This is a genomic window from Myxococcales bacterium (genome assembly GCA_016717005.1).
In the GTDB taxonomy this organism is placed as follows: domain Bacteria; phylum Myxococcota_A; class Polyangia; order Haliangiales; family Haliangiaceae; genus UBA2376.
In genome coordinates this window covers 1,250,412-1,258,874 of the sequence record JADJUF010000037.1, presented here as the reverse complement: position 1 = coordinate 1,258,874, position 8,463 = coordinate 1,250,412, and the positions used below count along the sequence as shown (strand labels likewise).

At 76.8% G+C, this 8,463-nt stretch carries 4 protein-coding genes and 1 pseudogene; all 5 read right to left on the bottom strand.

The features are described from left to right. Positions 1-123: 123 nt before the first annotated feature. The 5 genes and pseudogenes from IPL61_29080 to IPL61_29060 all read right to left on the bottom strand — a co-directional run bounded on the left by IPL61_29080 (position 124) and on the right by IPL61_29060 (position 8,391). Entirely contained in the window at positions 124-633 is a 510-nt protein-coding gene (locus IPL61_29080; GenBank protein MBK9035262.1) for a hypothetical protein, read from the bottom strand. 3 nt (positions 634-636) lie between these two features. Continuing rightward, on the bottom strand, positions 637-1,884 hold the full coding sequence (locus tag IPL61_29075) for a tetratricopeptide repeat protein (protein ID MBK9035261.1): 1,248 nt from the start codon (positions 1,882-1,884) through the stop codon (positions 637-639). Between the two features lie 1,022 nt (positions 1,885-2,906). Continuing rightward, entirely contained in the window at positions 2,907-3,986 is a 1,080-nt protein-coding gene (locus tag IPL61_29070; protein ID MBK9035260.1) for a protein kinase, read from the bottom strand. Positions 3,987-4,282: 296 nt separating this feature from the next. After that, positions 4,283-5,544 (bottom strand): annotated as a pseudogene (locus IPL61_29065) (DUF1688 family protein). A gap of 1,437 nt (positions 5,545-6,981) precedes the next feature. Beyond that, the gene (locus tag IPL61_29060; protein ID MBK9035259.1) at positions 6,982-8,391 is read right to left on the bottom strand and encodes a hypothetical protein; all 1,410 of its coding nucleotides are present in this window, start codon (positions 8,389-8,391) and stop codon (positions 6,982-6,984) included. Positions 8,392-8,463: the final 72 nt, after the last annotated feature.

Sequence of the window (8,463 nt, the reverse complement as noted above, 5' to 3'; positions counted from 1 at the left end):
CCTCGCGCCCGAGCGACGAGCCGGTGCCGATCTGGATCGTGCCGATCACGAACTGTTGTGACTGAGTCGCGCAGCTTCAAACGCAGCTTCATGACCGTTCCGCTGGCGTAAGGCGACCTTGACCTAGGGCACGCCGCTGCCGCGCGCGCCCGGCAGGTGGCAGAGCATCACCGACACCGCGCCGAGCGTCGGCACCGCGATCGCCCACGCGATCCAGATGTCGCCGTTGGCCTCGAACGCCGGCTCGATCGTGACGACTCGACCCAGCGGATGCGGTGAAACGCCACCAGCGACCAGGCCGCACACGCCGCCGATCAGGATCGTCAGGCTGAACAGGCGCTGCCGCTCGGTCGGGCTGAACCGCGCCTTGGTCAGCAGCCACAGCTGGTAGCTACGCTGGACGACGGCCGCCGCGAAGGCGATCGGCTGCGCCGGCCACGCGGTCGGGCGCGAATCGTCGGGCGGCCGGGCTGGGTCGGGTGGTTCGGCGCGCTCAAGCCGTCCGCTCCGTCGCGCTTGAACGCGGGGATGCGGCGCACCACCCGTCGGTACCACGATCTGATGGTGCTCCATAATCTCCCCCCCCGAGATCCGACCAAGACCCGGCGAGCCCTCCCAACAATTCAAGATCATTAGCTATCCGACACGCGACGCTCGGAGATAGTCGCCTGCCTTGCGCGCGCGCGATGACGTGGCGCATCGGTGCGCGCGTCGCGCGCGGAGAGGTGGCGATCGAGATCCAGGTGCACGACGGCGGCGCTCGGCGCCCGCCGCCGCAGGCACGTACGCGCGGTCAGCGGAACGGCGAGGACTCGGCGGTGGTGGACGACAGGCGGGCGGCGTAGGCGCCTTCCGGGTGCGGCAAATTGGAGGCCAGGCGCGGAGCCGCGCGCGGCCACCGACGTCGCCGCGGGGCGGTGAGGACCCGGGCCAGGTAGTGGTGCGCCAGCGCGCTGTCGGGGCGGCCGAGGTACGCGCGCGCGGTGTGTTCGGCCGCGTCGAGGAGCGAGCGGCGAGCGCGGCCACGGTCATGACGCCCGAGCCGCCGCGCGTGGACGGCGTCCGCGCTCGCGCCCGCAGGGAGGGTGGCGGTCGCTCTACGCGGGTCCGCTCGATGGCGCGCCGGTGCCGGCGGTGCCGCCGAGGGCGCGCGCGCTCGATCCGGGATGCGGCGGGTCGACTCACCGTCCCGCACCAGCGCCTCGGCCGCGCGCGCCGCAGCGCCGCGGCGGACCGGTGAACGCGTCGCGGGCGGCTTGGGCGAGCCGCACGACCGCGGGCGATCGAGGCCGCGCGCGCGTCGAGCGCGATCGCCAGCGCGAGGCGGTGCGCGAGCTCGGCGGCGTCGACGGCGGCGGCCTCGCGCAGCTCGAGGCGCGCGCGAGGACGTCGATCGCGGCGGCGGCTGCCCGGCGGCGGTGAGCGCCTCGCCCTCGCAGGTAGGGCTGTAGGCGAGCTCGGGCGAGGCGAGCGCGCCGGAGGCCTTCGCTCGACGGCGTAGGCGCGGCGGCACAGGTCGAGCGCGTGCGCGTCGTCGCCGCGCGCCAGCGCGACGTCGCCGAGGTTGCCGAGCGGGATGGCCAGCGCCGGGTGCTCTTGACCGAACACGCGCGCCCAGGTGGCGAGGGCCCGGCGAAGTGATCTTCGGCGGCGCCGCCAGCTCGCCGCGATCGAGGTAGACGCCGCCGAGGTTGTTGAGCGAGGTGCCGACGTCCTCGTGATCGGGTCCGAGCGTGGCCAGCCGCACGCGCAACGCCTGCTGGTGAGCGCGCGGCGGCCTCGTCGAGAACCGGCCCTGGTGGCAGATGACCGCCCGAGGGTTGTCGAGGAGGACGCGACGTCGGGATGGTCGGCGCCGAGCAGGCGCGTGCGCAGCGCGAGCACGCGGCGATGCAGCCCTCGGCGCCGGCGTGGTCGCCTTGCCGCGAGGCCAGGGTCGCCTTAGGTGGTTGAGCACGTCACCCACCGGCAGTGGGGCGTCGGCGCCAGTGGCGGCGGTGCGCAGCGCGAGGCCTGATCGTCGCGCGCCATCGCGGCGGCGAAGTCGCCGGTGGCCTCGAGCGCCGCGGCCTCGGCCTCGAGCAGCGCCGCCGGCTGCGGCCTGGCCGGTCCGCCGCGCCAGCGCGGCGTCGGCGGGGCGCGATCGCCAGCGCCTCCTGCGGCCGCCCCAGCGCCGCCAGCGCACCCTGACGCCGGCGATCCACGCCGCGGCCGCGGCGGGCTCGGCGCGGGCCTCGGTCGCGAGCCGCGCGGCGCGGAACACCTCGTCGTCGAGGCCGGCGTAGTCGCCGGCGATCAGCGCGGCATCGACGTCGGTGACCAGGGGCCTCGGCGACCAGCACGCTCCAGCCCGCGCGTTCGGCGAGCTCGACGCCGGCGCGCGCCAGCGCGCGGGTGTGGCGGGCGTCGGCGGCGCAGCTCCGGCGCGGGCCGCGGCCACCCCGCGGCCCGGCGGCTTCGCCAGATCGCGCTGGCGCGCCGGGTCGGTCGGCCGCGGCACCGCCGACACCAGCGCCTCGGCGTCGGCGCAGGCGTCGATCGGCGGCAGGCGCGCGACGGCGTCGAGCGCGATCCATCAACGCCGCGTCGGGCGCCGCCCAGCCGCGCCACCAGCGCCGCCAGCTCGGCGCCGCGCCGGTCGAGGCACGTCATCCGGCGATCGAGCAGCTCGGGCGACTGCTCGTGGCGCACGCTCGACGCCTCGCACGCCGCGACCCGGCTCGCGCCCAGCGCGCGGGCGCGGCGCTGCAGCTCGTCGGCGACCCGGGCGGTCCAGCCGTCGACGGCGGGCCGCCCGGTGGCGCGGAACGCCGTCGCCACCCGGCGCCCGCGCCGCGTCGGTCCACAGCTCCAGCGCGGCGCGTCGATTGCCGCGGCAGACGGCGGCACCGGGGCGGCGCGGCGGGTCAGGCGGACCAGCGCGAGCGCGCCGGAGCCCAACCACCACGGCGCCCAGCGCGCGCGTCGCCGCCGCAGCGCCGGGTCGCGGGCCACCTCGACCAGCAGCGCCTGCAGCGCCGGGAAGCGATCGCCGGGCTCGGGTTGCAGCGCCTGAGCAGCGGCCGCCGGAGCCACGCCGGCACGTCGCGCTCACGCGGCGGCGGCCGCACCCGGTAGGCGAGCGCGTTGTCCGCGATCTCGTCGGCGTGGTCGCCGGCGAACGGCCGCTCAGGCCGTACAGCGCCTCGTACAGCGCCACCGCGAACGCGTACTGATCGACGCGGGCGTCGTGGACGCCGGGACGCCGCTGCTCGGGCGCCATGTACGACGGCGTGCCCATGGCCCGGCTGGCGAGGATCCGCGGGCTGGCGTCCGCGTCGGGGTCGGGCTCGCTGCCGGGCGTCGCGGGGTCTGGCGCCACGACCATCGCGCCGACCCGGGCCACGCCGAAGTCGAGCACGCGCACGCGCCCGTCGCGGGCGATCATGACGTTGCCCGGCGAAGTCGCGGTGGACGATGCCGGCGGCGTGGGCGGCGCACAGCCCAGCGCCTGCGGCGGCGAACACCGTCACGATCTCGCGCCAGCTGCGCGGCGTGCGTCGCCATTCGGTGAGGGTCTGACCGTCGACCAGCTCCATGGCGATGAAGACGCCCTCGGCGAAGCGGCCGGCGTCGTGGACCGCGCACACGTTGGGGTGCGACACGCGGGCCATGGCCTTGGCCTCGGCGATCAACCGCTCGCGGCCCTGCCCGGTGAGGTCGCGCACCAGCTTCAGCGCGACCCGACGATCGAGCTCGGGATCGTAGGCGGCGTAGACGTCGCCCATCCCGCCCTGGCCCAGCAGATCGATCACGACGTAGCGGCCGATCACCGTGCCGCGATCCATCCGCGGCAGCCGACGTCGGCGCGGGCCCGGCGGCGGCGAGGTCATCGTCGCGGTCGCCGTCGCGTCGCCGTCGCGCAACTGATCGACGGCCGCGTCGACCTGCGCGGTCGAGAACGGTGACGTGCCTGGGGCGGGCTCGGTGGAGTCCCGATCGGCCACCTCCCCAGTCTACGCCTTCGTCGGCCGCGGCGGGCCGGCGTCGGGCGCCACCGCACGCGGCGCCATCGGCGCAGCGGTCGCGGACCGACCGGCGGCAGGTGGCGCGATCGAAGAAGAGCAAGCGGTCACGGCTCCTGCATCGCGAGGTCGAGCGTGCAGGCCATGAACCGGTGCCGTCGACTGTCGCCGGCGATGGGCGAGCCGCCGCCGGCGCGCGCCGGCGCTGGCTGGACCCGCCGCCCGGCGTACGCCGAGCGGTGCCGCCGCCCGAACGCTCGGCCGCGTCCGCGGCGCGGTCAGAACACGGTGCCGTCGCTGTCGACGGCGATGGGCGAGCCGCCGCCGGCGCGGCGCTCGCGCGCGACCTGGCGCCCGGCGTACCAGGTGCCGCCCTCGAGGACGCTGGCCAGCGGCATCTGATCGGGCGAGACCTGCAGGCGCTCGCGGACCGCGTCGGCGACCCAGTCGAGCAGCGCGACGGTGAGCGCGCGCCACTCGACGACGACCTCGTCGTCGACGCGGTAGCGGGTGCCCTGGGTGATGGCGTCGTAGCGCGGGACGAGCACGCCGAGGTCGAGCAGCAGGCCGCCGTTGCGGTGCTCGGGCAGGCCGGTCATGGCGCCGTGCTGCACGACCTTGACGCCGCCCAGCTCGAACGGCTCGAACAGCGAGTAGGCGAGCCACTGCGACAGCTTGTGGAACGGCACCAGGCCGCTCGACATGCCGGCGCCGCCGGCGGCGGGTGACGCCAGCAGTCGCCGAGGTTGACGCCACCGAGCTCGATGCGGCCGGGCCAGATCGGGCCGAGGCCCTCGAGGAGATCGCCGAGCAGATCGGCGGCGCGGACCTCGGGCCCGCGGGCGCGGATCGACGTGAGCAGCCCGCTCGGGCGGCCGTTCGGGAACATGGCGGGGTTGTCGTCGATGACCTCGCCCAGCCGTCGCAGGAGGCCGGCGCGGCCGGCCAGCCCCACCAGCGGGTTGTCGGGGCCGGCCTGGAGCGCGCGCGCGAGGTCGTCGTCGTCGAGGCCGCGCAGCGCCGCCGCGTCGACGCGGAGCGGCAAGAGCGCGTCGGCCGAGAACAGGCCGGCCTCGAACGCGCGCAGGCTGGCGACCGCGACGCCCTCCGCCCGCGCCAGGAGCTCGCCGGTGGCGTCCTCGCGGTAGCGCCACGCGTCGCCGGCGTCGGCGTCGAGCAAGACGCTGACGACGATCAGATCGATCAGCGCCTCGGCGGCGATCGCGCCGGCGCCCGCGGCCTCGACCATCGCGGCGACGCGATCGAGGTTACCGGCCCGGAACCGCACCAGGCGCCCGTGGGCCGGGATGCGCAGGGTCGGATGGTTGGCGCGCGTCACCGCGATCACTCGATCAGCGACGGCCTCGATCCGCCCGCGATCGACGCGGAAGTGGCGGAGCTCACCGAGCAGGCCGGCCTCGAGGACGTTGGTCGCGCGGACCCGGATCGCCAGCGGCGAGCGCAGGTACGACACCGCGGCGGCCGCGTCGGCGGCGGCGCCCGGGACGATGAACCCGCTGCCGAGGTCGTAGCCGCTCATGGCGCCGCCCCGACGGCACCGCGGACGCTCGCGTCGTGGTTCTGGTTCGACATCGGCACGTGCGTGACTCTGGCACGAGCCCCGGGCGGGGTAAAGCCACGCCTCGGGCGGGGCCGTGGCGCGGCGCGACGTCGGCCGCGCCCAGGTGCGTGCGCGCCGACGCGACCGGTCCGCACGACCGCTCCGCGCGATCGATCAGCGCGGCAGCACGCGCGTGCGCATGTGCAGCTCGTGGCGCTCGCGCCGCGCCGGGTTGGCGACGCCGGGCGTGGGCTCGACCGTGGCGATCAGGTGCAGCTCCGCGGCGCGCGTCGGCAGCAGGCGGCCGGCGGTGTAGACGGTGGTGACCGTGCCCTTGGCCTCGAGCCGCGCGGTGCCGCCGGCGATGGCCTGGGCGATCGGCGCGATCGCGGTCTCCGACGAGATCACCGCGACCGCGCCCTTGCGGCTGACCAGCTTGGACCGGACGATCACCGTGACCGCCTGAGCTCGATCGCGACCACCTGGCGGCGCCGCGCAGCGTCAGCGTCGGCTGATCGGCCTCGACCCGCTTGCCGGTGCCGTCGTCGGACACGGCGCGGCCCGACATCTCGTAGGCGATCGGCTGCGCGCTGTCGACGGCGGCGGTCAGCACCAGCGGCGCGCGCTTGCCCCTGCCCGGCGCGTCGAGCTTGACGGTCTCGACGTTGACGTCGAGGCGCGTCGCGAACGGCTGCGACACCGGCGGCGGCGGCGCCTCGCCGAACGTCAGCGCCGAGGTGACGATGCCCTGCGACGCGGTGGCGACGCCGCCGCCGACGATGCCCGCGTCAGCGCGCACGCACAGCACGGTGCGCGCGGCGTCGGCCTCGGCGGCGTTCTCGGTGGCGAGGCACCAGGTGCCGGCGTCGCCGAGCGCGAACGCCTCGATGCCGCCGGCGATCGCCGGCAGCGTGTCGGTGGCCTCGGCGTGGGCCTCGTAGGTGACCGGCGCCGGCGCGGTCCCCAGGCGCATCGGCTCGGCGACGGTCCACGCCAGCGCGCCGGCCTCGTCGTCGGGCAGCGGCGTGACCACCGTGAGGTGCTCGGTGAACCACAGGCCCTTGGCGGTCGCGATCACGCCGAACCGCGGCAGCCCGCCGCTGATCGGGCCTAGCTCGCGATCGGGCGTGCACGTGAGGAAGCCCAGGCGCGCGCTCTCGAACGCGCGCTGCGCGCCGACCTCGCAGGTGATGACCGGCGCCGGCCCCTTGCCGGTCCAGCCCGCGAGCGGGAACTGCCAGCGCGCGCCCTTGACGAACAGCTTCGCGAACGGCGCCGTGGGCTCGATCTCGAGGTAGTCGGCCTCGACCTTGCCGCCGGTCGGCACCACCAGGCCAGGGTTGGTGACCTGGCCGCCACCGCAGGCCGCGATCGAGAGCACAACGACGAACCAGCGGGCGCGCATCGGCGCAGACACTACCGCGTTTCGCCTGTCGCGCCCGCGCGCGGTCGCGCCCGCTGCCGCTCGAGCAACGCCCGCCCGGCCGCGGCCCGTCCGGCCAGCGCGGGATCGAGCGCGACCGCCTGACGCCAGGCGTCGAGGGCCGCGTCGCCGGCCGCCGCGTCGCCCGCCACCGCGGCCTCGTAGGACGCGTCGGCGGCCGCGGCCCACGCGAGGGCGGTGGCGGCCGCGGTGGCGTGCTCGTGCGCGAGGGTCGCGGCGGCCGTGGCCGCGTCGCGCCGGCGCGGGCCTGCCGGCGCCAGGGTCCGGACGACGATCCACGCCGCGATCGCGTCGGTGGGATCGCTCCGCAGCGCGCGCACCTCGCGCGTGAGGACCTGCGCGACCGTCTTGGCCAGGGCCGCGGCCTCGTCGGCGCAGGCGGGGTCGACCCGCCGCCACTGGAGCGCGGCGAGCGCGGCGGTGGCCTGCGCGCGATCCCCGCTCCGCCAGACCGCGGCGGCCAGGCCGACCTGCGCGCGACACGCGCCGGCGTCGTCGAGCTGCGGCTGCGCCAGGGCGTAGGTCGCCGCGGCGTCGCGGTCCTTGCCGACGTCGGCGTAGTGCGCGGCGAGGCGCAGCAGCATCGTCGGGGTCCCGGCGCGATCGAGCGCGCGGAAGAACGCCTCGGCCTGCGCCGGCGACCCGACCTCCGCGAACGCGCGCACGACGTCCTTGAGCGCCTCCCGGCGCAGCGGCTCCCGACCGACCCGCGCGACCTCGACGAAGTCGGCGAGCGCCGCCTCGAGGTCGCCGCGGTTCCAGGCGACCCAGGCCCGCTTGTAGCGCGCGTACGCGCCGACCAGCGGATCGCCCAGCGCGCGCTCGTACATCGCGCCCGCCGTGGTCAGATCGTTCGCCGCGAACGCGTCGTCGCCGAGCGCGACCGAGGCGGTGCCGGCCCAGCGCGACCTCGGGTAGTCGCGGATCAAGCGCCGCCAGATCGCCGGCACATCGCCCGCGCGCTGGCCCCGCCGCAACGCCTCGGCGTACTCGGCCAGCACCTGATCGGCGGTCGCGACGGCCGCGAAGCCCGGCTCCGCCAGCAGCGCGGCGCCCAGCGCCAGGGCCTCGGCGCCGCGGTCACCGGCCGAGGGGTCGACCAGCAGCTCGAACAGCTGGATCCGCAGCTCGAGGCGATCGCGCCCGTCGGACAGCTCGATGGCCGCCCGCAGCATCTCCCGCTTGCGCTCGATCACCGCCGGCGACCGCCAGACCTCGCCGACGCCGTCGCCGGCGGAGCCCGCGACCAGGCCCGACGCGGTCCCCTCGGCGGCGATCCGGGCGCCCGGCGGTGGCAGGTCGTCGCCGGCGCGCGCCCGCCCCGGCCCACGCGCGCCGGTGGCGCACCCGGCCGCGAGCGCGGCGATCGCGAGGAGCCTCATCGCCGGTGGGACACACGCCGCCCGCCGGGGTTTCAGAAACCTGCGCGGGTCCGCGCGGGCGCGCGTGGGACA